13 protein-coding genes and 3 rRNA genes are annotated in these 25,163 nt (G+C 72.2%); 6 read left to right on the top strand and 10 right to left on the bottom strand.

Translation table 11 applies throughout. The features are described 5' to 3' along the window. Positions 1 to 26 precede the first annotated feature (26 nt). Positions 27 to 1,277: an ROK family transcriptional regulator gene (locus tag NP075_RS05615; RefSeq protein ID WP_227564629.1), complete on the bottom strand. Its 1,251-nt coding sequence runs from the start codon at positions 1,275 to 1,277 to the stop codon at positions 27 to 29. Between the two features lie 103 nt (positions 1,278 to 1,380). Then, positions 1,381 to 3,573 carry an alpha-galactosidase gene (locus tag NP075_RS05610; protein ID WP_227564630.1) on the bottom strand — a complete coding sequence of 731 codons (2,193 nt, stop codon included), beginning with the start codon at positions 3,571 to 3,573 and terminating at the stop codon, positions 1,381 to 1,383. 148 nt (positions 3,574 to 3,721) lie between these two features. On the opposite strand from NP075_RS05610, the gene NP075_RS05605 reads away from it, so the two are divergent. The 3 genes from NP075_RS05605 to glgB all read left to right on the top strand — a co-directional run bounded on the left by NP075_RS05605 (position 3,722) and on the right by glgB (position 9,453). Then, positions 3,722 to 6,262, top strand: a complete 2,541-nt coding sequence (locus NP075_RS05605; RefSeq protein ID WP_227564631.1) for a glycoside hydrolase family 2 protein — start codon at positions 3,722 to 3,724, stop codon at positions 6,260 to 6,262. A gap of 56 nt (positions 6,263 to 6,318) precedes the next feature. Continuing rightward, positions 6,319 to 7,161, top strand: a complete 843-nt coding sequence (locus tag NP075_RS05600) for a LacI family DNA-binding transcriptional regulator (RefSeq protein WP_227564632.1) — start codon at positions 6,319 to 6,321, stop codon at positions 7,159 to 7,161. A 75-nt stretch (positions 7,162 to 7,236) separates the two neighbouring features. After that, positions 7,237 to 9,453, top strand: coding sequence for a 1,4-alpha-glucan branching protein GlgB (gene glgB / locus NP075_RS05595; protein WP_227564633.1), 2,217 nt, complete (start codon positions 7,237 to 7,239; stop codon positions 9,451 to 9,453). Positions 9,454 to 9,952: 499 nt separating this feature from the next. Here glgB and rrf read toward each other — a convergent pair. From rrf to NP075_RS05570, 5 genes are all read right to left on the bottom strand, one after another. Further along, a 5S ribosomal RNA gene (gene rrf / locus NP075_RS05590) occupies positions 9,953 to 10,069 on the bottom strand. A gap of 76 nt (positions 10,070 to 10,145) precedes the next feature. Further along, positions 10,146 to 13,255, bottom strand: a 23S ribosomal RNA gene (locus NP075_RS05585). A gap of 403 nt (positions 13,256 to 13,658) precedes the next feature. Next, positions 13,659 to 15,178 (bottom strand): 16S ribosomal RNA (locus NP075_RS05580). Together the 16S, 23S and 5S rRNA genes form the textbook arrangement of a ribosomal RNA operon. 767 nt (positions 15,179 to 15,945) lie before the next feature. Beyond that, positions 15,946 to 16,881: a tetratricopeptide repeat protein gene (locus NP075_RS05575; protein ID WP_227564309.1), complete on the bottom strand. Its 936-nt coding sequence runs from the start codon at positions 16,879 to 16,881 to the stop codon at positions 15,946 to 15,948. Positions 16,882 to 17,023: 142 nt separating this feature from the next. After that, positions 17,024 to 18,088 carry a DUF8094 domain-containing protein gene (locus NP075_RS05570; RefSeq protein WP_227564308.1) on the bottom strand — a complete coding sequence of 355 codons (1,065 nt, stop codon included), beginning with the start codon at positions 18,086 to 18,088 and terminating at the stop codon, positions 17,024 to 17,026. A gap of 788 nt (positions 18,089 to 18,876) precedes the next feature. On the opposite strand from NP075_RS05570, the gene NP075_RS05565 reads away from it, so the two are divergent. From NP075_RS05565 to NP075_RS05555, 3 genes are all read left to right on the top strand, one after another. Continuing rightward, positions 18,877 to 19,125, top strand: a complete 249-nt coding sequence (locus tag NP075_RS05565; protein WP_256791875.1) for a hypothetical protein — start codon at positions 18,877 to 18,879, stop codon at positions 19,123 to 19,125. A 1,174-nt stretch (positions 19,126 to 20,299) separates the two neighbouring features. Then, the gene (locus tag NP075_RS05560; protein WP_227564306.1) at positions 20,300 to 22,483 is read left to right on the top strand and encodes a hypothetical protein; all 2,184 of its coding nucleotides are present in this window, start codon (positions 20,300 to 20,302) and stop codon (positions 22,481 to 22,483) included. Positions 22,484 to 22,564: 81 nt separating this feature from the next. Then, positions 22,565 to 22,993: a hypothetical protein gene (locus tag NP075_RS05555; protein ID WP_372456706.1), complete on the top strand. Its 429-nt coding sequence runs from the start codon at positions 22,565 to 22,567 to the stop codon at positions 22,991 to 22,993. A gap of 24 nt (positions 22,994 to 23,017) precedes the next feature. Here NP075_RS05555 and NP075_RS05550 read toward each other — a convergent pair whose 3' ends face one another. From NP075_RS05550 to NP075_RS05540, 3 genes are all read right to left on the bottom strand, one after another. Next, the gene (locus tag NP075_RS05550) at positions 23,018 to 23,770 is read right to left on the bottom strand and encodes an alpha/beta fold hydrolase (protein WP_227564304.1); all 753 of its coding nucleotides are present in this window, start codon (positions 23,768 to 23,770) and stop codon (positions 23,018 to 23,020) included. Between the two features lie 80 nt (positions 23,771 to 23,850). Further along, positions 23,851 to 24,810, bottom strand: a complete 960-nt coding sequence (locus NP075_RS05545) for an HAD family hydrolase (protein WP_227564303.1) — start codon at positions 24,808 to 24,810, stop codon at positions 23,851 to 23,853. Next, positions 24,807 to 25,112 (bottom strand): hypothetical protein, encoded by a 306-nt coding sequence (locus tag NP075_RS05540; protein ID WP_227564302.1) that lies wholly within the window; start codon positions 25,110 to 25,112, stop codon positions 24,807 to 24,809. Before NP075_RS05540 ends, NP075_RS05545 begins: the two co-directional genes overlap by 4 nt. Positions 25,113 to 25,163: the final 51 nt, after the last annotated feature.

Raw genomic sequence — 25,163 nt, 5'->3', positions numbered from 1 at the left:
GGGGCCGGCCGCGAGGCGGGCGCGTGTCAGGCCACGCCCGTGCCCGCGGGCAGCTCGGTCAGCGTGTCGACGACCATCCGCATCCCGGCCTGGCGTGGCGCCAGCTCGGCCTGCAGGACGAGCGCGGCGCCGCCGACGGCGGCCGCCTCGGACGCGTGCGACGAGATGGTGACGCGCACGTCGTGCGTCGCGCGGGCGAAGAACCCCGTGGTCAGCCGCTCCTGGACGATCGGCAGGTAGAGCGACCCCGCGTGGGCGAAGGCGGACCCGGTCAGCACGACCAGGTCGAGGTCCAGCACGTTGGCCAGCACCTGGGCGGCGGCGCCGAGGTAGCGCGCGGACTCCGCGAGGAGCCGCACCGGCACCTCCTCGCCGCGCGACGCCGCCCGCGCGAGCGCGGCGAAGTCCTCGGCGACCCCACGCCCCGGCAGCGCGATCCCGGCCTCGGCGGCGCGGGCGACGACCGCGGCCGGCCCGGCGAACACCTCGACGCACCCGCGCCCGCCGCACCAGCACGCGGGGCCCTCGACGTCGACGCAGACGTGGCCGATCTCGCCCGCGTTGGACGAGCGGCCACGGTAGACGGCCCCGTCGACGATGATGCCGGCCCCGATGCCGGTGCCCATGTAGAGCGCCGCGCAGACGGCCCCCGTGGGCACGCCCCCGGACCAGTACTCCCCCAGGGCGGCCGCCGTCGCGTCGTTGTCGAGCAGCACGGGCAGCCCGACGGCGTCCTCGATCGCCGCGGCCAGCGGGAAGTCCGCCCAGTGCTGCATGACCGGCGGGGCGAGCGCCATGCCGGCCGACGCGGACAGCGGCCCCGGCGACACGACGCCGACCCCGAGCAGCCGGGCGGGGTCGACGCCGATGCGGGACACGGTCGCGGAGATCTCGGCCGCGATGCGCGCCACGACGTCGCGCGGGTCGTCGGCGCCGGCGCCCGGGCGACGCCAGCGCGCGACCACCTGCCCGCCGAGGTTCGCGATCACGTAGGTGATGCCGGCGTGGTCGAGGTGGACCCCGACGGCGTAGCGCGCGTACGGGTCCAGCCGCAGCAGCATGCGCGGCTTGCCGCCCGTGGACTCCGCACGGCCCGCCTCGACCACGAGCCCTTCGTCGATGAGGCGCCGCACCACCGTGGAGATCGTCGCCGCGGTGAGCCCGGTCGCGTGCGTGAGCTCGACGCGGCTGATGGTGCCGGCCGCGCGGATGACGTCGAGGATCGCGCTGCGGCTGCTCGTGTGCGCCGTGCTGGGCCCCGGCATGCCTGCGTTCACTCCGACTCCCGTCGACGTGCGGGCCGCCCCACGGCGACCTGACGAGCCTAACGACACGGACACCCGAGCGGCCGCCCGGGGACGCTCCCCCGCGCCGGGGCCGTCATCCCACCCGCGTCGCGCGGAGCAGGACGAGCCGCTCGGGCGACAGCTGCGGCGACCGGAGGCCGACCTGCTCGAGCACGCGCCCGGTCGCGCGGAAGCCGTCGGGCGTCCACCACGGCGGCGCCCACCCGTGCCTGATCACGTCGCCGGGCGCCTGGGGCCGCACGTGGTACGTCGCGTCGGGGTCCAGCCCTGGCAGCACGACGACGCCCGCCGGCATCTGGGCCGACGTCGCCACGGCCGCGATCGCGAACAGCGCGTCGGACCCGTCGTGCGCGACGACGCCCTGCACCTGGTACGCGGGGTCGGTGACGTCGCCGTGGACGCTCGCGCCGCTGTGCAGCAGGCCGCGCACCTCCTTGTACAGCGCCACCCACGCGGCCAGCTCGGCGCGCTGCGCGTCGTCCGCCTCGCGCAGGTCCCACTCGATGCCGAGGTGGCCGAACAGCGCGGTGCCCGCGCGGAACCCGAGGCCCGCGGTGCGTCCTGTGCTGTGCGACGACGCCGACCCGATGTGCGCCCCGATGAGCTCGAGCGGGATCAGCAGGTTGGTCCACGGCTGGATCGACCGGCGCTCGAGGGCGTCGATGCAGTCCGACGCCCAGACGCGGTCGGTGCGCTGCAGGATCTCGAGGTCGACGCGCGCCCCTCCGGACGAGCACGACTCGATCTCGACGCGCGGGTGCCGCGCTCGCAGCTCGTCGAGCAGCCGGTACACGGCCAGCGTCTGCGCGTGCACGCCCGGCACGCCGTCGGGCCCGTGCCCGGCGTCGACGAGGTCGCGGTTGTGGTCCCACTTGAGGTACGCGATGTCGTGCTCGGTCAGCAGGGCGTCGAGGCGCTCCAGGATGTGGGCGTACGCCTCCGGGCGCGCGAGGTCCAGGACCTGCTGGTGACGCGCCGGCCGCGGCAGCCGGTCGGGCAGGCGCAGCATCCAGTCCGGGTGCGCGCGGGCCAGGTCCGAGTCGGGGTTGACCATCTCGGGCTCGACCCACAGGCCGAACTGCATGCCCCGGCCGGTCACGTGCTCGATGAGCGGGCCGAGGCCGTCCGGCCACACCTCCTGCGAGACGTACCAGTCCCCCAGCCCGCGCGAGTCGTCACGCCGCGAGCCGAACCAGCCGTCGTCGAGCACGAACCGCTCCGCACCGACGGCGGCGGCCGCGTCGGCCAGCTCGACGAGCCGCCCCAGGTCGTGCTCGAAGTAGACGGCCTCCCACGTGTTGAGGGTGACCGGACGCGGGCTGCTCGGGTGCTGCGGCCGGGCGCGCAGCCACGCGTGGAAGCGCGCCGCGAGCGCGTCGAGGCCCTGCGCCCCGTACGACGCGTACACCCACGGGCTCGTGTACGACCGACCGGGCGCGAGGCGCACCTCGCCGGGCTCGAGCAGCTCGCCGCCGCCGAGCAGGCCGGAGTGGTAGTGCGAACGCTCCGCGAGGCTGCGGTGGTTGCCCGACCAGGCGACGTGCCAGCCCCACGCCTCGCCGCGGCGGTGCGCCAGGTCGTCGGTGCCCGCGACCAGCACGTACGGCGCGTCCGCACCCGTGCGGCCGCGGCGGTTCTCGCGCAGCCGCGTGCCGTGGGTGAACGCCGTGCGCATGGGTGACCGCTCGCGCGCCCAGTGCCCGCCCAGGTCGAGCAGCGTCGTGGCGCGCGCGGGCACCGGCAGCGTCAGCAGGAGCCCGGCGACCTCGTAGACGTCGTCGCCCGTGTTCGTCAGCGTCGCCCGCTGGCGGACGAGCCCTTGCGGCGTGAGCTCGAGGACGAGCTCCAGGCCGAGGCCCGCTGCGTCGTCGACCGCGGGGACCACGAGCACCGCCCCGCCGTCGCCGGACCGCGTGAGCGTCGGCGTGCCGGCCGTGAACGCCGCCGACCAGGCGCGACCGGCCCGTGACCCGGTGAGCCCGGGCGTGCCGAGCCAGCCGTCGGCCTGTGCCGGCAGCACCGCGGGCGCGACCACGCCGTCCACGGGGAAGCCCGTCGTCGGAGGGCGCTCGGCGAGCCGGAGGTCCGCGAGCGCGTCGTCGTCCAGCGGCCCGAGGTCCGCTCCCCAGTGCAGCACGCGCGGCAACCCGGTCAGGTCGAGCACGAGGCTCACGCCGGCTGCCCGCAGGTGGAGCAGGTCGCTCGGCGGGGCGCCTGCAACGGTGCTGGTCGTGGGCTGCGTCGCGTCATCGGGACGTTCAGGCATCGGTCACCTCCGTGGTGGGTCGGGACAGTCTAGGTCGTTGACGTACTTAGTTCAGTTGCCTAACAATGACGAGGGCTTCTCAGGTCGACGGCGACCTGCCGCGGCGCCGCACGCGTGGCCGGAGCCGTGGACCCGGGAGCGCTCGTACATGAACCAGGACCTCCTCGACGGCGGCTGGACGCTGACCGCCGTGGCCGACACCCTTCCCCCGCACCTGCCGGCCGAGCTCGCGGACCGGCTGCGCACCGGCGTGCGGGCCCGCGTCCCCGGGACCACGCACACCGACCTGCTGACCGCGGGTCTCGTCCCCGACCCCTACCTCGACCGCAACGAGGAGGAGCTGGCGTGGATGAAGCACGTCGACTGGGTGTACGAGCGCCCGTTGAGCACACCGCCCCCGACCGTCGGGGAGCGCGTCGACCTCGTCCTCGAGGGCGTCGACACCGTCGCGACGGTCCGGCTCGACGACGACGTCCTCGCGCGCACCGCGAACATGCACCGGACGTACCGCGTCGACCTGCGGGACCACCTGCGCCCCGGCGGGCAGACCCTGCGGGTCGAGCTGGCCTCGGCGCTGTCGTACGCGCAGGCCGAGGCCGCGCGCCTCGGCCCGCGCCCCATGGCCTACCACCAGCCGTTCAACATGGTCCGCAAGATGGCCTGCTCGTTCGGCTGGGACTGGGGCCCGGACCTCCAGACCGCGGGCCTCTGGCGGCCGGTGCGCGTCGAGCGCTGGCGTGTCGCGCGCCTCGCCTCGGTGCGGCCCCTCGTGGCCGTCGAGCCGGACGGCACGGGCGTGGTCCAGGTGGTGGTCGACGTCGAGCGCTCCGGGCTCGACGGCGGCCAGGCACCTCTCGTCGTGACCGCCCGCGTCGCCGGCGCGGAGGCCGTCGCGGAGATCGACGCGGGCCGGTCCGGCGCGACCGTGCGCCTCGAGGTGCCCCACGCGCCGTTGTGGTGGCCGGTCGGTCACGGCGCGCAGCCGCTCCACGAGCTGCAGGTGGAGCTGCGCGCGGCCGACCGCGACGCACCGGCCGGCCCTCGTGGCACCGGCCCGGTGCTCGGCACGTGGAGCCGCCGGATCGGCCTCCGCACGGTCGAGCTCGACACGGCGCCGGACGAGCAGGGTGCGGCCTTCACGCTGCGCGTCAACGGCCGGTCCGTGTTCGTCCGCGGTGCCAACTGGATCCCCGACGACCACCTGCTGACCCGGATCACGCGCGGGCGCCTCGCGCGCCGGCTCGACCAGGCGCTGGGCGCCCACCTCAACCTGCTGCGGGTGTGGGGCGGCGGCATCTACGAGTCCGAGGACTTCTACGAGCTGTGCGACGAGCGCGGTCTGCTCGTCTGGCAGGACTTCCTGCTGGCGTGCGCGGCGTACCCGCAGGAGCAGCCGCTGCGCGACGAGATCGAGGCCGAGGCCCGCGAGCACGTGGCACGTCTGACGCCGCACCCGTCGCTCGTCCTGTGGAACGGCGGCAACGAGAACCTGTGGGGGTTCCGCGACTGGGGCTGGCAGGCCCGGCTCGAGGGCCGCACGTGGGGGGAGGCGTACGCGACCGAGCTGTTCCCTGCCGTCGTCGCCGAGCTCGACCCGACCCGCCCCTACGTCCCCAACAGCCCGTCGTCACCCGGCTACGACATCCGCGACGTGCACCCCAACGACCCCGACCACGGCTCGCACCACCAGTGGGAGGTGTGGAACCGCGTCGACTACACGGTGTACCGCGACGAGGTCCCGCGGTTCTGCTCCGAGTTCGGCTTCCAGGGCCCACCGACCTGGGCGACCCTGGAGCGTGCCGTGCGCGCCGAGGACGGCAGCGTGGCCGGCAAGGAGCACCCCACGTTCCTCCTGCACCAGAAGGCCGAGGACGGCAACGGCAAGCTGGACCGCGGGATGGCCCCGCACCTCGGGGTACCCGACGACTTCGTGGACTGGCTGTGGGCCGGTCAGCTCAACCAGGCGCGCGCCGTGCGGTACGCGATCGAGCACTACCGCTCGTGGTGGCCCACGACCGCGGGTGCGATCGTCTGGCAGCTGAACGACTGCTGGCCCGTCACGTCGTGGGCGGCCGTCGACGGCGACGGACGGCTCAAGCCGGTGTGGTGGGCCCTGCGGTCGGCGTTCGCGGAGCGGCTCGTCACCGTCCAGCCGCGCGACGGCCGCGAGGCACTGGTGCTCGTCAACGACACCCCCGTGCTGTGGAAGTCGACCGCGGTCCTGGAGCGCCGGTCCCTCGCCGGTCGGGTCCTCGCCCACGCGGAGCTGCCCCTGACGGTGGGCGCGTGGTCGGTCGGCACCTTCCCCGTCCCCCCGGTGCTCCGCACGCCCGACGACCCCGCGGACGAGGTGCTCGTCGTGACGCTCGGGCGGCAGCGTGCCGTGCACACGTGGGTCGAGGACGTCGACCTCGCGCTCGACCCCGCGCCGCTCGACGTGCGCGTCCACCCCGTGCAGGACGGCTACGAGGTCGAGGTGACGGCACGGTCCCTGGCACGCGACGTCACGCTGCTGGTGGACCGTCTCGACCCCGACGCCACCGTCGACGAGGCGCTCGTCACCCTGACGGCCGGCGAGACGACGGCCTTCCGCGTCCGCACGTCGGTCGTCCTCGACCCGGCGGCCCTCGCGTCCGCACCGGTGCTGCGCAGCGCGAACGACGTCGTGGTCCGCGCCGCGCACGGGTGACGGGTGCGCGGGTGCCCGACGGACCGGCTGGCGCACCGGCCGGTACGCTGACCGCCGTGGGCGCGGACGCGATCGGACTGGTGCTGGCACGCCCGGCACGGATGCTCGGTCTCGAGCCGTTCTTCATGGAGCTCATCGGCGGCATCGAGGAGACCCTGTCGACGGACGACCGGTCGCTGCTCCTGCACGTCGTGCCCGACCACGAGGCCGAGATCGCCGCGTACCGCAGGTGGGGGCCGGGCCACCTCGTCGACGCCGTGGTGCTCGTCAACCTCGTGGTCGCCGACCCCCGCCTCGCCGTCCTGCGCGAGCTCGGCATCCCCACGGTCGTGGTCGGAGGGCCCGAGCGGGCCCTGTCGGGAGCCGCGCACGTCTGGATCGACAACAGCCAGGCCATGCGTGACGCCGTCGGGTACCTCGTGGACCTGGGCCACACCACGATCGGCCGGGTCTCCGGGCCGGCGGCGCTCGCCCACACCCGTTCCCGCACCGAGGCGTTCCTCGCCGAGTGCGCTGCCCGGGACGCGCACGGCGTGGTCGTCGAGGGCGACTACGGGCAGGAGTCGGGCACGCGGGCCGCCCGCACCCTCCTCGGACGCAACGACCCGCCGTCCGCGCTGGTGTTCGACAACGACGTGATGGCCCTGGCCGCGCTCGGGGTGGCGAACGAGCTGGGCCTGAGCGTGCCCGGCGACGTCTCGCTGCTCGCGTGGGACGACTCCCCGCTGTGCCGCCTGTCCCACCCCCCGCTGTCGGCGATGAGCCTCGACGTGCACGCGATGGGTGTCCAGGTCGCCGACGCGGTCCTCAACCTGCTCGCCTCGGGCCGTCCGACGACGTCGACGGCCCCGCTCCCCCGTCTGGTGGCCCGCGGCAGCACGGCGCGCCGCCCCCGCTGACCTCGTCGGCGTGCACTGCCAGCTCCCCGCGCCCGACCACCTGCGGCAACGCCCCCGGGGTGGTTGGGTAGGCACATGACTGCGGCTCCACCTTCCCCCGTGCCCGTCGACCCCGGCACGCTGCACGCCGTCGCGGCGGGTGCGTACTACGACCCGCACGCCGTCCTGGGACCCCACGTGGGCGACGGCGCCGTGACCGTCCGGACGCTGCGGCCGCTCGCCGACCGCGTCGTGGTCGTCACCGCCGACGCGCGTGTGGAGGCACGGCACGAGGTCGACGGGATCTGGTGCGCCCTGCTGCCCGGCACGGCCGTCCCCGACTACCGCCTCGAGGTGGTCTACGGCGAGTGGACGACCACGGCCGACGACCCGTACCGGTTCCTGCCCACCGTGCAGGAGCTCGACCGCTACCTCGTGCGCGAGGGCCGGCACGAGCAGCTCTGGCAGGTGCTCGGCGCGAACATCCGGACGTACCCCGGTCAGCTCGGGGAGGTGCGGGGCACGTCGTTCGCGGTGTGGGCGCCCAACGCCCGCGCGGTGCGCGTGGTCGGCGACTTCAACCACTGGCAGGGCGCGACGCACGCGATGCGGTCGCTCGGCGAGAGCGGCATCTGGGAGATCTTCGCGCCCGGCGTCGACGCGGGTGCGCGCTACAAGTTCGAGATCCTCGCGGCGGACGGCTCGTGGCGGCAGAAGGCCGACCCCCTGGCCAAGGGCACGGAGGTCCCTCCGGCGACGGCGTCCGTCGTCGTGGAGTCCCGGTACGAGTGGTCGGACGACGCCTGGATGGCCGACCGGTCGACGCGGGACCCGCACGCGGGCCCCGTCAGCGTGTACGAGGTCCATCTCGGCTCCTGGCGTCAAGGGCTGTCCTACCGCGACCTGGCACACCAGCTCACCGAGTACGTGCTGGAGATGGGCTTCACCCACGTCGAGCTGATGCCCGTGGCCGAGCACCCCTTCGGTGGCTCGTGGGGCTACCAGGTGACGTCGTACTACGCCCCCACGTCGCGGTTCGGGCATCCCGACGACTTCCGCTACCTCGTGGACTGCCTGCACCGCGCAGGGATCGGCGTGATCGTCGACTGGGTCCCTGCCCACTTCCCGAAGGACGAGTGGGCGCTGGCGCAGTTCGACGGCACAGCCCTGTACGAGCACCCGGACCCGCTGCTCGGCGAGCAGCCGGACTGGGGCACGTACGTCTTCAACTTCGGGCGGGCCGAGGTCCGCAACTTCCTGGTCGCCAACGCCACGTACTGGCTCGAGGAGTTCCACGTCGACGGCCTGCGCGTCGACGCGGTCGCCTCGATGCTGTACCTGGACTACTCGCGCCAGGCCGGGCAGTGGCGCCCCAACCAGTACGGGGGCCGCGAGAACCTCGAGGCCATCTCGTTCCTGCAGGAGACGAACGCGACGGCGTACCGCCGGACCCCGGGCATCATGATGATCGCCGAGGAGTCCACCGCGTGGCCCGGCGTGACCGCCCCGACGTCGGCCCAGGGCCTCGGCTTCGGGCTCAAGTGGAACATGGGCTGGATGAACGACACCCTGCGCTACCTGCGCGAGGAGCCCATCAACCGGCGCTACCACCATCACGAGATCACGTTCTCGATGGTCTACGCGTACTCGGAGCACTTCGTCCTTCCGATCAGCCACGACGAGGTCGTGCACGGCAAGGGGTCGCTCTACGGCCGCATGCCGGGTGACCACTGGCAGAAGCTCGCCGGTGTCCGCGCCCTGCAGGTGTACCAGTGGACGCACCCCGGCAAGCAGCTGCTCTTCATGGGGCAGGAGTTCGCCCAGCAGGGCGAGTGGGCGGAGTCGCGGTCACTCGACTGGTACGACCTCGAGGACCCGGCGCACCGCGGCGTGCAGCAGAGCCTGCGCGACCTCAACGCGCTGTACCGCGCGACGCCCGCCCTGTGGCAGCTGGACCACACGCCGGACGGCTTCGAGTGGCTCGCCTCCGACGAGGCAGGCCTCAACCTCCTCGCGTACGTGCGCCGCGGCGTCGACACGCCCCCGGCGGTCGTCGTGGTCAACTTCGCCGGCGTGCCCCACGAGGGATGGCGCCTGCCGCTGCCCCAGGGCGGCGCGTGGCGCGAGGCGTTCAACTCGGACTCCGAGGTGTACGGCGGTTCCGGCGTCGGCAACCTGGGCCGCATCGAGGCCGAACCCGTCGAGCACTACGGACGCGCCTGGTCGACGACGATCCGTGTCCCTCCCCTGGGTGCGGTCGTGTTCGTCGCCGAGAGCACCACGGAGCCCTCGCCACGGGCTGAGACCGTCTGAGCACGTGGCCCTGCGGGGCCCTGGGTACTGAAGAGCCGCGGCCGGCCGTCGATCCTGACGGCCGGCCGCGGCTCTTCGGGCAACGGTGCGCGCGCACTCAGGGGAGCCCGCAACGAGGGGACCGCCACGAACCGACGCCGCAGGACCGCGGTCGGAATCCGCGCAGGCGGCGGCACCTGAGCTGGTGAACGGCTCAGGAGAGGGTCCGCGCCGTGTGCGGCGAGGGCGTCCTCCCCCGCTCCGTCCGTACGGAACAGCTGCGTGCGTGCGGATCCGTCTCACGGAACGGCTGCGTCCGTGCGCACCCGTCCGCACAGCTCCGCCCAGTACGGGTCCGTCGGCACGGCTACGTGCGCGCCGCTCCATCCGTACGGCTCCGACCGCCCGCTCGAGGAAGCCGGCCGCGCTGCTCAGCGACCGTCACCGTGGTCCGCCGGGAACTTTCCGAGGAACGACGAAAGGCCCACCCCGTGAGGGGTGGGCCTTTCGTTGAATGATTGTCCGGCGGCGTCCTACTCTCCCACACCCTGGCGGGTGCAGTACCATCGGCGCTGAAGGGCTTAGCTTCCGGGTTCGGAATGGGACCGGGCGTTTCCCCTTCGCTATGACCGCCGTAACGCTGTCGAGTTCTCAAACGGATTCCCGCTGATTTCTCGGGAACCGCACAGTGGACGCGTAGCAATGAATGAAGGTTAGTCAAGTTGTCGGCTTATTAGTACCGGTCAGCTGCGGCAGTCGTTAGTCCTGCCTTCCACATCCGGCCTATCTACCCAGTGGTCTAGCTGGGAGCCTCTCACCCCTAAGGGCATGGAAACCTCATCTTGAAGCAGGCTTCCCGCTTAGATGCTTTCAGCGGTTATCCCTTCCGAACGTAGCCAACCAGCCGTGCTCCTGGCGGAACAACTGGCACACCAGAGGTTCGTCCGTCCCGGTCCTCTCGTACTAGGGACAGCCCTTCTCAAGTTTCCTGCGCGCGCAGCGGATAGGGACCGAACTGTCTCACGACGTTCTAAACCCAGCTCGCGTACCGCTTTAATGGGCGAACAGCCCAACCCTTGGGACCTACTCCAGCCCCAGGATGCGACGAGCCGACATCGAGGTGCCAAACCATGCCGTCGATATGGACTCTTGGGCAAGATCAGCCTGTTATCCCCGGGGTACCTTTTATCCGTTGAGCGACGGCGCTTCCACAAGCCACCGCCGGATCACTAGTTCCGACTTTCGTCCCTGCTCGACCTGTCAGTCTCACAGTCAAGCTCCCTTGTGCACTTGCACTCGCCACCTGATTGCCAACCAGGCTGAGGGAACCTTTGAGCGCCTCCGTTACATTTTAGGAGGCAACCGCCCCAGTTAAACTACCCACCAGGCACTGTCCCTGATCCGGATCACGGACCGAGGTTAGATATCCAGAGCGACCAGAGTGGTATTTCAACGTTGACTCCACCGACACTGGCGTGCCGGCTTCACAGTCTCCCACCTATCCTACACAAGCCGCACCGAACACCAATACCAAGCTATAGTAAAGGTCCCGGGGTCTTTCCGTCCTGCTGCGCGTAACGAGCATCTTTACTCGTAGTGCAATTTCGCCGAGTTCGCGGTTGAGACAGCGGAGAAGTCGTTACGCCATTCGTGCAGGTCGGAACTTACCCGACAAGGAATTTCGCTACCTTAGGATGGTTATAGTTACCACCGCCGTTTACTGGGGCTTAAATTCTGAGCTTCGCTCCGAAGAGCTGACCCGTCCTCTTAACCTTCCAGCACCGGGCAGGCGTCAGTCCGTATACATCGTCTTGCGACTTCGCACGGACCTGTGTTTTTAGTAAACAGTCGCTTCTCCCTGGTCTCTGCGGCCCTCCACGCTTCCCCGGGCATGCCGGTTCACGCTTGAGGCCCCCCTTCTCCCGAAGTTACGGGGGCATTTTGCCGAGTTCCTTAACCACGATTCTCTCGATCGCCTTGGTATTCTCTACCTGACCACCTGAGTCGGTTTGGGGTACGGGCGGCTAGAACCTCGCGTCGAGGCTTTTCTTGGCAGCATAGGATCACCCATTTCCCGCATACGCGGTACCCGTCGGCTCTCAGGCTTCACGAGGTGCGGATTTGCCTACACCTCACCCTACGACCTTGGACGTGGACTACCATCGCCACGCTGGGCTACCTTCCTGCGTCACCCCTGTTAATACGCTTACCTACTACCGGTTCGGGTCCCGTGCTCCCCTGCCTCGGTGTCCCGAAGGACGATGAGACAGGCTCGGACGGTTAGCATCACCGGGCTCGGTATGGGCGGTTCTTCGCCGGTACGGGAATATCAACCCGTTGTCCATCGACTACGCCTGTCGGCCTCGCCTTAGGTCCCGACTTACCCAGGGCGGATTAGCCGGGCCCTGGAACCCTTGGTCATTCGGCGGACGGGTTTCTCACCCGTCTTTCGCTACTCATGCCTGCATTCTCACTCGTGCCGGCTCCACCGCTGGGTTACCCCGCGGCTTCACTGCCGGCACGACGCTCCCCTACCCATCCACACGACTGAACCACGAAGGCTTGTCTCTAGTGTGAATGCCACAGCTTCGGCGGTGTGCTTGAGCCCCGCTACATTGTCGGCGCGGAATCACTTGACCAGTGAGCTATTACGCACTCTTTCAAGGGTGGCTGCTTCTAAGCCAACCTCCTGGTTGTCTGTGCAACTCCACATCCTTTCCCACTTAGCACACGCTTTGGGGCCTTAGCTGGTGGTCTGGGCTGTTTCCCTCTCGACTACGGAGCTTATCCCCCGCAGTCTCACTGCCACGCTCTGGCTTACCGGCATTCGGAGTTTGGCTAACGTCAGTAACCTGGTGGGGCCCATCGGCTATCCAGTAGCTCTACCTCCGGCAAGAAACGCGTGACGCTGCACCTAAATGCATTTCGGGGAGAACCAGCTATCACGAAGTTTGATTGGCCTTTCACCCCTAACCACAGGTCATCCCCCAGGTTTTCAACCCTGGTGGGTTCGGGCCTCCACGCGGTCTTACCCGCGCTTCACCCTGCCCATGGCTAGATCACTTCGCTTCGGGTCTAGAGCACGCGACTACGGTCGCCCTATTCGGACTCGCTTTCGCTACGGCTTCCCCACACGGGTTAACCTCGCCACGTACCACTAACTCGCAGGCTCATTCTTCAAAAGGCACGCCGTCACCCCTGCTAGGGAGGCTCCGACGGATTGTATGCACACGGTTTCAGGTACTATTTCACTCCCCTCCCGGGGTACTTTTCACCTTTCCCTCACGGTACTTGTCCGCTATCGGTCACCAGGTAGTATTTAGGCTTACACAGTGGTCTGTGCAGATTCACTCCGGGTTTCTCGGGCCCGGAGCTACTTGGGATCCCCTTCGGGAGGCCACGCCATTTCGTCTACGGGGGTAACACCCTCTGTGCCGGGCCTTTCAAGACCCTTCGACTATAACGCGGCTTTCTGACTCCCTGCCCAGGCGGCAGCCCAGACTGAAAGGTCCCACAACCCCGAACGCGCAACGCCTGCCGGCTATCACACGCGCTCGGTTTGGCCTGATCCGCTTTCGCTCGCCACTACTCACGGAATATCTCTTCCTGCCGGTACTGAGATGTTTCACTTCCCGGCGTTCCCTCCACGCACCCTATATATTCAGGTGCGGGTCACACGACATGACTCGTGCGGGGTTTCCCCATTCGGAAATCCTCGGATCACGGTTCGTTTGCCAACTCCCCGAGGCTTATCGCAGGCTACTACGTCCTTCTTCGGCTCCTGGTGCCAAGGCATCCACCCTGTGCACTTATAAACTTGACCACAAAAGATCATTCAAAGATGCTCGCGTCCACTGTGCAGTTCTCAAGCAACCAACGGTCACCACCCGGACCCCGGCGCCTACCAGCGACCAGCACCCCTCCAAGGAGAAGCACCACCACCAGCGGTTCGACCGGACCAGACGATCCCGACCAAGGCAACACCCCCACAGGGCTGTTCCCTCAGGACCCAACAGCGTGCCAAGCCGACCCGCGACGAACCGGTGAGCTCTTCGTTCCCTCCCCGCAGCAAGCTGCAGGCGTACTAGAAAGCCACCGACCCAACGAGCCGGCCAGTAGTCGATGTTCCACCCGTGAGCACCACCCCTCACACGTACGGCGAGGGCGTGGGCCTGGACACCACCACCACCCCATGACAGGGCGACCTGGTGCCAGATGCTCCTTAGAAAGGAGGTGATCCAGCCGCACCTTCCGGTACGGCTACCTTGTTACGACTTAGTCCTAATCGCCAGTCCCACCTTCGACGACTCCCCCCAAAAGGTTGGGCCATCGGCTTCGGGTGTTACCGACTTTCATGACTTGACGGGCGGTGTGTACAAGGCCCGGGAACGTATTCACCGCAGCGTTGCTGATCTGCGATTACTAGCGACTCCGACTTCATGGGGTCGAGTTGCAGACCCCAATCCGAACTGAGACCGGCTTTTTGGGATTCGCTCCACCTTGCGGTATCGCAGCCCTTTGTACCGGCCATTGTAGCATGCGTGAAGCCCAAGACATAAGGGGCATGATGATTTGACGTCATCCCCACCTTCCTCCGAGTTGACCCCGGCAGTCTCCCATGAGTCCCCGGCATAACCCGCTGGCAACATGGGACGAGGGTTGCGCTCGTTGCGGGACTTAACCCAACATCTCACGACACGAGCTGACGACAACCATGCACCACCTGTACACCGACCTTGCGGGGCGCACATCTCTGCACGTTTCCGGTGTATGTCAAGCCTTGGTAAGGTTCTTCGCGTTGCATCGAATTAATCCGCATGCTCCGCCGCTTGTGCGGGCCCCCGTCAATTTCTTTGAGTTTTAGCCTTGCGGCCGTACTCCCCAGGCGGGGCACTTAATGCGTTTGCTGCGGCACGGAATCCGTGGAATGGACCCCACACCTAGTGCCCAACGTTTACGGCATGGACTACCAGGGTATCTAATCCTGTTCGCTCCCCATGCTTTCGCTCCTCAGCGTCAGTTGCGGCCCAGTGACCTGCCTTCGCCATCGGTGTTCCTCCTGATATCTGCGCATTCCACCGCTACACCAGGAATTCCAGTCACCCCTACCGCACTCTAGTCTGCCCGTACCCACTGCAAGCCCCAGGTTGAGCCTGAGGTTTTCACAGCAGACGCGACAAACCGCCTACGAGCTCTTTACGCCCAATAATTCCGGACAACGCTTGCGCCCTACGTATTACCGCGGCTGCTGGCACGTAGTTAGCCGGCGCTTCTTCTGCAGGTACCGTCACTTTCGCTTCTTCCCTGCTGAAAGCGGTTTACAACCCGAAGGCCGTCATCCCGCACGCGGCGTCGCTGCATCAGGCTTTCGCCCATTGTGCAATATTCCCCACTGCTGCCTCCCGTAGGAGTCTGGGCCGTGTCTCAGTCCCAGTGTGGCCGGTCGCCCTCTCAGGCCGGCTACCCGTCGTCGCCTTGGTAGGCCATCACCCCACCAACAAGCTGATAGGCCGCGAGCCCATCCTCCACCGATAAATCTTTCCAGACGCTACAGATGCCCGTGCGTCTCGTATCCGGTATTAGACCTCGTTTCCAAGGCTTATCCCAGAGTGAAGGGTAGGTTGCTCACGTGTTACTCACCCGTTCGCCACTGATCAGACCAGCAAGCTGGTCGTCACCGTTCGACTTGCATGTGTTAAGCACGCCGCCAGCGTTCGTCCTGAGCCAGAATCAAACTCTCCGTGAATGTCAAACAGCCACCCACCGACCGAAGCCGGCGAGCAACAGACACACAAAGAACCCCCCCAAAGAGGGGCATCAACTGGCATCATCCCGAACCAGACCCACGGGGTGGACCTGATCCAGGGTTCGACGCCAAAAATATGGCATCGACTACTTGGCACACTGTTGAGTTCTCAAGGAACAGACGCGCATCCCACCTGGCCTTTCGACCCGGTCTGGAGGCAACCGTTCTAACTTAGCCTATCTGCGACTCCCGGTCAACTCCGCCTCGCCGGCTTTGTTTCCTGGGAGTCGGGCGTTCGACCTGGTCGGCGCCCGCGCCTCTCGCACCCCGGAGGGCTTGAGCGGCTGGATGACCGTACCCGATCTCTCGACCCGGTCCGCACCTGCCCCGGAGGGCTGCTGCGGCTGGATGACCGTACCCGATCTCGCGACCCGGTCCGCACCCGTCCGCACCTGCCCCTGAGGGCTTGAGCGGCTGGATGACCGTACCCGATCTTCCGACCCGTCCGATCCACCCGAACACGCCGCACTGCCCGACGCAGGAGCGTCGAGCGGAAGCGTGAGCGGGGGTGCCTACCCGGGGGACCGACCATCGAGTCGAGCTCGGTGTCCGTTCCTCCCTGCCGGGCGGCCTGGAGTAAGTTACGCCGACCCGGTCGTCGACGCAAATCGCTGCCGCTGGGACGCGTTTGCCCTGGTCAGGGCCCCGATGCGCCTCGGCGCCGCCCGGCACGTGGCCGAGCGGCGCCGAGAGGACGCTCCGAGGAGTCAGTACAGGGCCGACGCCAAAGCCCGACGGGCGGCCACGACGCGCGGGTCGTCGGTGCCGAGCACCTCGAACAGGTCGACCAGGCGCACCCGCACCCGCTCGCGGTCGTCGCCCGCGGTACGTCGGACGAGGTCCACCAGACGTGCGAACGCGTCCTCCACCGCACCGGCGAAGACGTCGAGGTCGGCGACGGCCAGCTGCGCGTCCACGTCGTCGGGTCGCGCGGCGGCCGCGTCCCGCACCACCCGCGGGTCGGCGCCGGCCGTGCGCTCCATCAGCCCCACCTGGGCCAGACCGGCCCGCGCCATGGCGTCGCGGGGGTTCTCCCGCAGCGCCTGCTCGTACGCGGCACGGGCGGCCGGCAGGTCGTCACGCTCGATCGCGTCGTACGCCGCCTGGTGCAGCGGGGGCAGCGCGGGCTCGGGCTCCGGCTCGGCAGGAGCCGGCGCTGCGGCCACCCGGCCCGTGATGCCGTTCGCCTCGGCGGCGGCCAGGAGCTGGTCGAGCACGGCGCGGACCTGCTCCCGCGGGTACGCACCCTGGAAGAGCGGCACCGGCTGCCCCCCGAGCACCGCGACGACGGTCGGCACCGACTGCGCCTGGAAGGCGGCGGCCACCTGCGGGTTGGCCTCGGCGTCGATCCGCGCGAGCAGCCAGCGTCCCTCGTCGTCGTCCGCGAGAGCCGCGAGGTCGGCGGCGACCTGCTGGCTGGCCTCGCTCCAGGGCGCCCACAGCACCACGACGACGGGGTGCTGCGTGGAGGACTGCACCACGTCGGCGAACGTCGTCTGGTCGACGTCGCGCACGTAGGCCGACCCGACGGCCAGACCCCCGGGGCTGCCGGGCGGCGGCGTGGCGGGACGGGCGAGCGTCGACAGGTCGATGGCGCCGCGGGCGTCCAGCGGCGGTCGGGGCTGCTGCGACGGCTGCGACATCACGAGCTCCTCGGGATCGTCGTGTTCGGGTGGACCTGGACACCGCGGGGCAGCCGCGGGAGGGCCGCAGCGGAGTCCGCCGCAGATTGTCCCCCCTCGACACGCGTGGCCGTGGACGCGTCCGCGACGTGTCGGACGTCCGTCACGAGGCGGACGCCCCCGTCACCTGCTGCTCGCCCGCGAGGACCTGGACCTGGGCCCCGCTGTCCGCCGGCGGCACGTACAGGACCACCACGCCCGTGAAGACGCGCGTCAGGCTGGTGCCGGCCGTCGTGGCACCGCCGGCCAGGGCCGAGTAGAACGGCTCGAGGCTGATGCTCCCGCCCGGAACCGCGAGGGTGGTGGTGGACGTCGTCGTCAGCTCGCTCACGACGACGGCGCCGCCGTCGACGGTCCCCATCGCCACGACCGGCTCGGACGCCGGCGTGTACGTCTGCGTCAGCGTGGCCGCGTCGGCGAGCCGCGTCGCGGTGCCGGACCGCTCCGCCTCGATCGCCGCGCGCAGCGCGTCGGGCGCGAAGCTCGGGGCGTGGGGGGAGGCGTCACCGTTGGCGAGCACGTCCGCGTACCGGGCGACGGCCTCGACCGGCGTCATCAGCAGGCCCGCCGCGTCGGGCGCGAGCGCCGGGCTGCCCTCCTCGGGCGCGGCCGTCGCGGGCATCTGGACCGACGGCATGAGCTTCGCCCAGCCCCACAGCTTGTACTGCTCGCGCGGCGAGGCCTGCCGCAGCACGAGGACCCGCGGTGCCTGCAGGTCGTCGGGCTGCTCGGTGACGACGAGCTGCGTCCGCGGCCACGTGTCCGTCTCCGAGACCAGCAGCGCCTGCTCCTCGAACGGCAGCACCGTCGCCGGCCGCGATCCACCGGCGGTCGCGTTGCGGACGTACTCCGCCGTGCGCGTCGCGAGCGCCGGTCCCTCGAGGCGGCCGGCCAGGTGGGCGGGGTCGTTGGCCGCGTCTCCCGCGGCCACCGCGTCGGCCACGGAGCCGAGGACCCGCTGCGCCTGTGCCACGGACACCGCCGGTGGGGCGACCGCGGGGACCGGCTCGGGCGCCGCCTCCGGCAGCGGGGTGCTGCAGCCGACGAGCGCGAGCACGGGCAGGACCGCCAGCGCCGCCGCCCGTCGGCGACGGGCTGCCGGTCGCGACCCCGCGGGAGCCGCGGGGCGTCCCCGGTGGCCGACGTCGGTCTGTCCGGTGCGGGTCATCGCTGCTCCTCCTTCGGGCTCTCGTCGTCGTCGGGCGCCAGCCCCCATGCCCGACGCCAGGCGTCGGCGCGTGAGCCGGCCGGCTGCTCGGGCCCCGCGACCGCGCCGGCGCGCGGGCCACCGGGGACGGGCGAGTCGCGCAGCCACGCGGGACGCGTGTCCTCGTGCTGCGCCGGTGGGTCGAGGTGCGGACGAGCGGGCTGCGCAGGCCGCGCGCCGGGTCGTGCGGCGTCAGGGCCGGACGTCGGGCCGGCCACGGCGCCGGGCGCGGGCGGCGCGGACGTCCAGCCCGGGCGGACGGGCCGGGCTGCGGCGGCGGTGACGGCGGGCCGGCGTCACCCGGGTGCGGCGCGGGGCCCCGCGAGGGCGTGGCGCGCACGTGGCCGGTGGGCCCTCCGGACGGCGACGAGGCCGGTCCGGGCGGGGGCAGCACGGGTCCGCCGGTCCCTCGCGAGGAGCCCGACGACGCGAGCCACGCCGGCCGGCCGTGCGGGTGGCCCCCCTCGGGCGTCCCGGCGGCTGCCGGGGCGTCCGTCGTGGGCGCGCCCGTGGCGGGGCCGGCGCCGGCCGACGTGCTCCCCCGCGGGCCGACCGCGGCGGGACGGTCCGCCGCGTCGGGGCGGTTGGGCGTCGCCCACGGCACGGGGTTCGCGCCACCGGACGACCACCGGGCGCCGTCCCCCGGGCGCGCCGACGGTCCGGTCGGCGCGACCGGGCGGCCGGGCTGGGCCTCGGCGGCGGACGCGCTGCCGGAGCCCTCGTCCTCACGGGAACCGGAGCCGAACGAGGTGAGTGCCCGCAGCGCACGTCTGCCGGCGGCACCGGCCGACGGCACACCGCTGTCGGGCTCCGACGTCGCGGGCAGCGCGGTCGTGGCTGTCGCGTCGGCCGCTCCCACCGTGACGCGACCGGGCCAGCCGGTGGCGACGGGCGTCGGCGCTCCGCCGGGGACGGCGGGGGTGCGCGGTGCGTCGTCGCGCGGCTCGCTGACACCCGAGCCGCTGACGGCGCCCTGCGCGGCGAGCTCGCGCAGCTGACGGCGCGTGAGCTGGACCGGTGCGCCGTCGGCGCCCACGACGGGCATCGGACCGGTGACGACGGGCGTCCAGCCGGTGTCGGCGGGGCGGCGGCGTGACCGCACGTCGCGCAGCAGGAGCGCGGCGGCCACGAGGACGAGCAGGCTCCCCACGGCGACGCACGGCCACAGCCAGGGCGTGGTGACGACCTGGGGCCAGGCGAGCGAGACGTGCGGCGGGGTCGTGCCGGTGCTGACCGCGAGGACGCTCCAGCGGCCGGGCTGGGCGGTCCAGGTGATCTCCGCCTCGCCGTCGCCGGCCGCCTCGGCGACCCACATGTCCGACCCCGTGGGGTCCGGGACGACCGGCGCGTCCACGGTGCCGTCCGTCGTCCCCTCGGCGGCTGCCTCGCCCTCCGCGGGGGCCTCACCCTCGGCGGGTGCCTCGCCCTCGGCGGGCGCCTCACCCTCGGCGGGCGCCTCACCCTCGGCGGGTGCCTCACCCTCGGGCGCGGCGGTCGCGGTCGGCGTCGGTGCGGCGACGTCCTCGACGGCGAGCCGGTGCCAGCCGGCCAGGCCGGTGACGCGCTGGTGCGCGTCCTGGCCGACCCACCCGGCCACGTCGGTGTCGCGGCCGATCGCCAGCACCACCGGACCGTCCGCCTCGACGCGCACCGTCACCTCGGACGCCGCCAGCTCGAGCACACCGGGGTCCGTCACGACGATGTGCTCGTCCGCCTCCACGTCCGCGACGAGCACGTCGTCAGCACGCCAGAGGGTCGCCGAAGCGACGCCCAGGGCGATGACCACGACGCCCACGAGCCCGACGATGGCGATCACGAGTCGCTTGAGCACGCACTGTCCTCTCAGCCGACGAACGCCCCAGGATAGGCAGACACCCCGCAGCGGGCCGAACCGGGCGCCCTCGCGGAGCCCGATCGTCACCCGACCTCCACGCGGCGATCACGGGGACGACGGCCGAACGGGACGTGTGCGGACGAACCGGGCGGCGCGTGCGGCACCCGGCGGCCCGCGGCTCCGGGGCGCCGCCGCGCAGGCCTCCGCCCACGGACCGACCGGCCGCGGGACGGCATGGTCGCCCGCCCCTCGCCGCGTATCCTGACCTGGGGCACCGGCCTGTCGAGGAGGACCTCGGCCACCGCCGCCGACCGGGCCCGTCTCCAGGAGGATCAGCCGTGCCCGAAGCCCGGAACCCGTTTCCCGTCGTCAACTTCCGCGGCTACGACCGCGACGCGGTCGACGAGACCATCGGCTCGCTCGAGAAGGCCCTGGCGGACGCCCGGGCGCAGGTCGAGGCGCTGGACTCCGAGAAGCTGAAGGTCGCCGGCGAGCTGTCCGAGGCGCACCGCCAGCTCCGCGAGGCCGAGCGGCCCACGTACGCGGGTCTCGGGTCGCGCATCGAGCAGCTGCTGCGGTCCGCCGAGGAGCAGTCCTCCGACGTCATGACGCAGGCGAACGCCCAGGCGGCCGACGCCCTGGCCCGCGCGAAGCTCGCCTCGGGCCAGCTGCGCGCGCGGGCGGAGAACGAGGTCGCCGAGCTGCTCGCCACCGCGCGGCGCGAGGCCGAGGAGATCAGGACGACGGCGGCCGCCGAGACGGAGAGCTCCCTGATCGCGGCGCAGCGCCGCGCGGAGGAGCTCGTCGGGTCGGCCGAGCGCGAGGCCGCGCGGATCCAGAGCGCGGTGACGACCGAGGAGCACGAGCGGCGGACGTCGCTCGAGCGCGAGCTCGGGACGCTGCGCGCACGGGTCGAGCACGAGGCGACCCAGCTGCGGATCGCGACGGAGCGCACCGCGAGCGAGCTGCGCACCCGCACGGAGGCCGAGACCACCGCGCTGCGTGAGGAGTCCGAGCGCTACGCGCAGGACCTGCGGCAGAGCGCGGACCAGGACACGACCGAGCTCCGGCAGCGTGTCGACGCCGAGGTGGCGGCGCTGCGCGGCGAGGCGGACCGCTACGCCGCCCGCGTGCGCTCCGAGGTGAGCGCCGAGGTCGCCGCGTGGCGCCAGTCGGCCGCCGAGGAGACGACGGCGCTGCGGGCCGCGGCGGCGGAGTACGCCGACGCGACGCGCGCGGCCGCCGACCGGGACGCCGCGACCCTGCAGCAGCGCGTGGCCGCCGAGGTGGCGGCACTGCGGACCGAGGCCGAGCAGTACGCGGCGTACGTGCGGGCGACCGCCGAGCGTGAGGCCGGCGAGCTGCGCGCCGCGGCGTCCGACGAGGTGGCCCGGGCCCGCTCCGAGGCCGAGGACGCCGTCGCGACCCTGCGTACCGAGTCCGAGCAGTACGCGGCACAGCTCCGGGCCCAGGCCGAGCGGGAGACGACCGAGCTGCGCGAGCGCACGGGCTACGAGGTGGCGCACCTGCGGGAGACCGCGCAGCGCGAGACCGACGAGCTGCGGATGACGACCGAGCGCGAGACGGCGGACGCCCGCGCGGCGGCCGACCGCGAGACGACCGAGCTGCGGGAGCGCACGCGCCTCGAGGTGGAGCGGCTGCAGACCGAGGCGCGCCGCGCGATCGGCGAGGCCACCACGCAGGCCCGGACCCGCGCGGACGACCTGGTGCGGCGGGCCGAGCAGCAGCTCGCCGACGCCGAGCTCGCCATCGCGGCCCAGCACGAGGCCGCGGAGCGGCACGACGCCGAGCGCCACGAGGCCGCGCGCGCCGAGACCGAGCGCCTGGTCGCCGACGCCGAGGCGCACGCGTCCGAGGCGGAGGAGCGCGTCGCCAAGGCGCTCGCCCACGCCGAGAAGGTGCGCACCGACGCGGAGAAGCAGGCAGCCGAGCTGGTGTCCAACGCCCGACGCAACGCCGACCGCGTGGTCGCCGAGGCGCGCGAGCACGCCGAGAAGCAGATCTCGGACGCGATGACCGAGTCCGAGCGCGAGCGCTCGACGGCGACGCGGCAGGTGGAGGACCTGCACCGCCAGCGCGAGTCGATCACGTCCTACCTCGACGAGCTGCGGCACCTCCTGGGTAGCAACCCCGACCGTGCCGCGCTGGAGAAGGCCGGCCGGATCGAGGAGCAGTTCGCCAAGGAGCAGAAGCCGTCGCGGCCCGCGTCTGCCGAGGCCTCGGCGGAAGCGGCCGGCACGAAGGCCACCGAGGACCGGACGACGCAGCGCGACTCCGCGCCGGGGCCCGAGGCCGCCGGCACGCCCGACGCGCCGCCGGCCGACGGCGAGACGGCCCGCGCGCCGCGCCAGCCGCGTCCGGCGCGCACGACGAAGGCCCGTCCCGCCCCCGTGTCGGCTGCGGTCCCCGTCGTCCCCTCCCCCGCCGTGCGCGAGCAGGCGGACGGTGAGGCCGACCAGGCCGACGACCCCGCGCGGGACGCCGCGTCCGGCTCCCGCTGACCGGCACGGTCCGTGACCACCGAGCAGCCGACCGCGGGCGACCCGGCGGACCGTCCGGCGTCCGACGCCGGCGGCCGCCCGGTGGGCGAGGACGACCGGGCGGCGCAGTGGCGTGCGCGGCGGCGCGAGGCCGCCGGTGCGCACGCCGAGGCGCTGGCGGCCCGGCAGCGGGCGGAGTCGGCACGGGCGCGCGTGCTGATCACCGAGTTCCTCGCCGACGCGCGGGCGCGCGGCCGCACGCCCGTGCCGCTGCACGTCCGGTCCTACGACGGCCGCGCCCGCTACCGGACACCGCTCGAGGGGTGGTACCTGCGCCGTGACGAGAGCGTCGGCATCGACACCGACGGCGAGTTCTACGTGCTGACCGCACCCGCCAGCCTCGTCGCGCGGATCCGCGGCGTGCAGCCCACGCCGCAGGACCCGCCCCTGGTCATCGGCGCGGGGGGCAAGGACGGCGAGTCCATCGACCTGCAGGACGCGCTCGCCCGCGTGCTCGCGGGCGAGCTGTAGACCGACCCCGGCGGCCGGTCGCGGCTACCCGCGGGCGGCGTCCACCCGCTGCGCGAGCTCCGCGACGGCACTGCGGACGACCGCGGGGTCCTCGACCGCCGACAGGTGCCCGACGCGCGGGACCACCACCAGCAGGGCGTGCGCGGCCGTCGCCACCATGTGGTCGGCCGCGTCCGTCCCCGTGACCGTGTCCTCGTCGCCGACCACGACGGTGACCGGGCCGTCGAACGCCCGCAGCGCGTCGGTGCGGTCGGGACGCACGGACATCGCCCGCTGGGCCCACGCGACGCGGGCGGGGTCCTGCTCACCGATCCACGCGCCGACGCGCTCGACGACCTCGGGGCGCGCGCTGCGCGTCGTCTCCCCCAGCAGCACGTCGACCATGCCCCGCACGGGGTCGACGGACCCCGCCGCCTCGACCTCGTCCGCGACCCGCCGGCGGTTCGCGGCGGCGTCGGCCGTGTCGGCGACGACCTTGGTGTCGACGAGCGCGAGCCCGGCGACGAGCTCGGGATGGCGCTCGAGCAGCGCGAGCGCGACGTAGCCGCCCATCGACAGGCCCGCGACCACCGCGGGTCCGCCCCCGGCCGCGCGGATCGCGTCCGCGACCCGGTCGGCCGCCACGTCGAGCGACGGCTCGGGCAGCGGCTCGCCCGACGCCACCGGCAGGTCCGGCGCGAGCAGGTCCCGCGTGCGGGCCAGGTCCCGCGCGACGTCGTCCCACATCCGGTGGTCCAGCGGGAAGGCGTGCAGCAGGACGATCGGGGTCGCGGTCATGCGTGCTCCAGTGGCTGTCGGTGCGGGTGCCGCCGGTGCGCGAGGCGTGGCCGGGTGGGCGTCGAGCGCCCGTCGGCGTGTCACGTCGAGACTACCGAGCCGGGTCGGGAGGTGCGCTGCGACCGCGCCCGCGCGGCCGCGGCGGCCCGTTCCAGCAGCACCGCGACGCCGTCGTCGGCGTTGGACGGCAGGACCGTGTCGGCCGCCGCACGCACCGCCGGGTGGGCGTTCGCGACCGCGAACGCCCGGCCCGCCCACCGGAGCATCGGCAGGTCGTTGGGGGCGTCACCGACCGCCCAGACCTGCGCGGGCGCGATCCCGCGGCGGGCGCTCCACTCCGCGAGGGTCGCCGCCTTGGTGACGCCCGGCGCGGCGATCTCCCCGAGTGCCCCCGCGGCGGACGACGTCACGTGCGCGAGGTCGCCGACCGCCTGCTGCGCGTCGGCCACGAACGCGTCGGCGTCCTGCGCGCGGCCGGTCGCGCGCAGCAGGAGCTTGAGCGTCACGACGGGCAGCACGTCCTCGATGCGCTCGGCGCGAGGGCTGCCGTCCGGCACGGGGTGCTCGGAGAAGAAGCCGCGCTCGGCGGCGAAGCCGTCGGCGCCCTCGACGGCGAGGTGGACGGCGTCGGCGCCCCAGGCGGCACGCAGCCGCGTGGCGACGGCGGCCACGCGGTCACGTCCCATGCCGTGCTGCTCGAGCACGCGCAGGCCGGCGACGTCGACGACGGACGCACCGTTGGCGCAGATGGCCACGCCGTGACCGGCGACGTGCGCCGCGAGGTCGGCCAGCCAGCGGTGGGGGCGCGCGGTCACGAACACGACGTCGAGCCCGGCCTTCTCGGCATCGGCGAGCGCCGCGGCGGTGCGCGGCGCGACCGTCCCGTCCGGCCGCAGCAGGGTGCCGTCGAGGTCGGACGCGACGAGCCGCACGTCGGCGCCCGGGCGTGCGGCGCGCCGAGCGCCGGTGTCCCCGTCCCGGGGCGCGGCGGTCGCTGGGGTCGCGGGTGCACCGGTGGACGGCGCCGGGCCGTCGGTCATCGGCGGGTCGGCCCGCGCCGGGTGCGCGCCTGCCAGCACCCACCGTGCCAGTGGCGCCGTTCGTCGACGCCGTCGCCGCGCCACGAGTCCGTGCGCCAGGCCACGACGTGCGGGGTCCCCACGGCGACGACCTGGTCGCAGCCGGGGCACCGGTACTCGCGGTCGGACGCGCGCACCTGCTGCACGACCCACTCGCCGTCGGGACCGCTCTCGGCGCGGCGGCCCCCGGTCGCGCGCTCGAGGTCGAGCTCCACGTGCTCCGTGCCGTACGGACGGCGCGCAGAACGGCGGGAGCGGGGCACGAGACCATCCTCGCCCAGCGAGGCCGGGCGCACGAGCGACGACGCCCCGCC

Source organism: Cellulomonas wangsupingiae, assembly GCF_024508275.1.
GTDB lineage: Bacteria > Actinomycetota > Actinomycetes > Actinomycetales > Cellulomonadaceae > Cellulomonas > Cellulomonas wangsupingiae.
Note: the sequence above shows the minus strand (reverse complement) of the source record. Positions and strands in the feature narration are given on the sequence as shown.

Coding starts and splice junctions, on each gene's coding strand:
- NP075_RS05575 (WP_227564309.1), bottom strand. CDS start 16,881: ATGTCGCAGCCGTCGCAGCAGCCCCGACCGCCGCTGGACGCCCGCGGC.
- NP075_RS05605 (WP_227564631.1), top strand. CDS start 3,722: ATGAACCAGGACCTCCTCGACGGCGGCTGGACGCTGACCGCCGTGGCC.
- NP075_RS05550 (WP_227564304.1), bottom strand. CDS start 23,770: ATGACCGCGACCCCGATCGTCCTGCTGCACGCCTTCCCGCTGGACCAC.
- NP075_RS05610 (WP_227564630.1), bottom strand. CDS start 3,573: ATGCCTGAACGTCCCGATGACGCGACGCAGCCCACGACCAGCACCGTT.
- glgB (WP_227564633.1), top strand. CDS start 7,237: ATGACTGCGGCTCCACCTTCCCCCGTGCCCGTCGACCCCGGCACGCTG.
- NP075_RS05545 (WP_227564303.1), bottom strand. CDS start 24,810: ATGACCGACGGCCCGGCGCCGTCCACCGGTGCACCCGCGACCCCAGCG.
- NP075_RS05570 (WP_227564308.1), bottom strand. CDS start 18,088: ATGACCCGCACCGGACAGACCGACGTCGGCCACCGGGGACGCCCCGCG.